Raw genomic sequence first — 1097 nt, forward strand, 5'->3', positions numbered from 1 at the left:
GCTTCGTGCGGCTTGATCAAAGCCGCAACACACCGGATCACGGGCTGGGCCTCCCGCTGGTACGCGCGATCGCGAAGCTCCACGTTGCCGAGATCGCCCTGCTGGATCAGGAACCCGGCCCGATCGTGCGAGTGAGCTTCCTGGTTTGACCTGAGGCTGAGATCATGATTGTTCGATGACATTTCGTCGTCAATAAATAGTGGAATTCCGCCGCATGCCGGGCTGCTGGAGCCGCGCTGACGAGGCGCGCAGGCTTGACGATGATTTGCCCACCCGGCAGAGGCCAGCTGAACAGGCCGAGACCTGCTTTCCTTGGCGCGGCGACACGAAACGGCAGACCTTATGTTGAGACCTGACCCGCAGTAGGCTGGTTGTCTGATTCGGGGGGCGCGCATGGCATCTCAAAAGATTCTGCTGATTGAGGACGATGCCGAGGCGGTGCGTATGGTCAAAACAGCGTTGCGGCGTGAGGGGCATTGAGTAACCGCAGTGGTGGACGGCCATGCCGGGCTGCTGCAGGCCAGTAGCAGCTTCTGGGACCTGCTGATCGTGAACCGGATGTTGCCGCGTATCGGCGGTCTTGCGCTGGTGAAGGCGCTGCGTGAGACATGCGTACAAACCCCGGTGCTGTTTCTCACGTCGTTGGACGGAATCGAGGATCGTGTCGAGGGCTTGCGGGCTGGCGGAGATGATTATCTGATCAAACCATTTTCCGTTGCCGAACTTTCGGCGCGGGTTGAGGCCGTAGTGCGCCGCTGCCGGCCGCCGGGGGGCGCGCAATATATGCAGCTTGAGGATCTATGCCTGGACAGCCTCGCCCGCCGCGCCACCCGCAGTCCGCAAATATTGTCGCTGACGCCGCGCGAATTCAAGATACTCGAATATATGAAGCGGTTTGCGGGCCAGGTGGTCACGATGTGTCAGTCGTCGAATGATTTGAGATAATTGGCTGCATGCTTTAACGGAGGTGTTGGCTCACCTGTTGGGTTAAAAGTTTAACATATTATCGGCGAACGGCGCTCCATTGAATGGTTTTTAGAGCCCGTACCAGCCGCCTTCAAAGCGGTGGAGCGCAATCAAAAGCGCCGAGTTTTAGC

The 1097-nt window shown here is 58.8% G+C and carries 1 protein-coding gene; it reads left to right on the top strand.

Features of this window, described 5'->3' with window-relative positions; all coding sequences use genetic code 11:
* Positions 1-492: 492 nt before the first annotated feature.
* A complete protein-coding gene (locus tag MXAZACID_RS17310; RefSeq protein ID WP_168118471.1) occupies positions 493-945 on the top strand; it encodes a response regulator transcription factor in 453 nt (150 codons plus the stop codon).
* The last annotated feature ends 152 nt before the right edge of the window (positions 946-1097 follow it).

The organism is Acidocella sp. MX-AZ02, assembly GCF_000306035.1.
GTDB classification, from domain to species: Bacteria; Pseudomonadota; Alphaproteobacteria; order Acetobacterales; family Acetobacteraceae; genus Acidocella; species Acidocella facilis.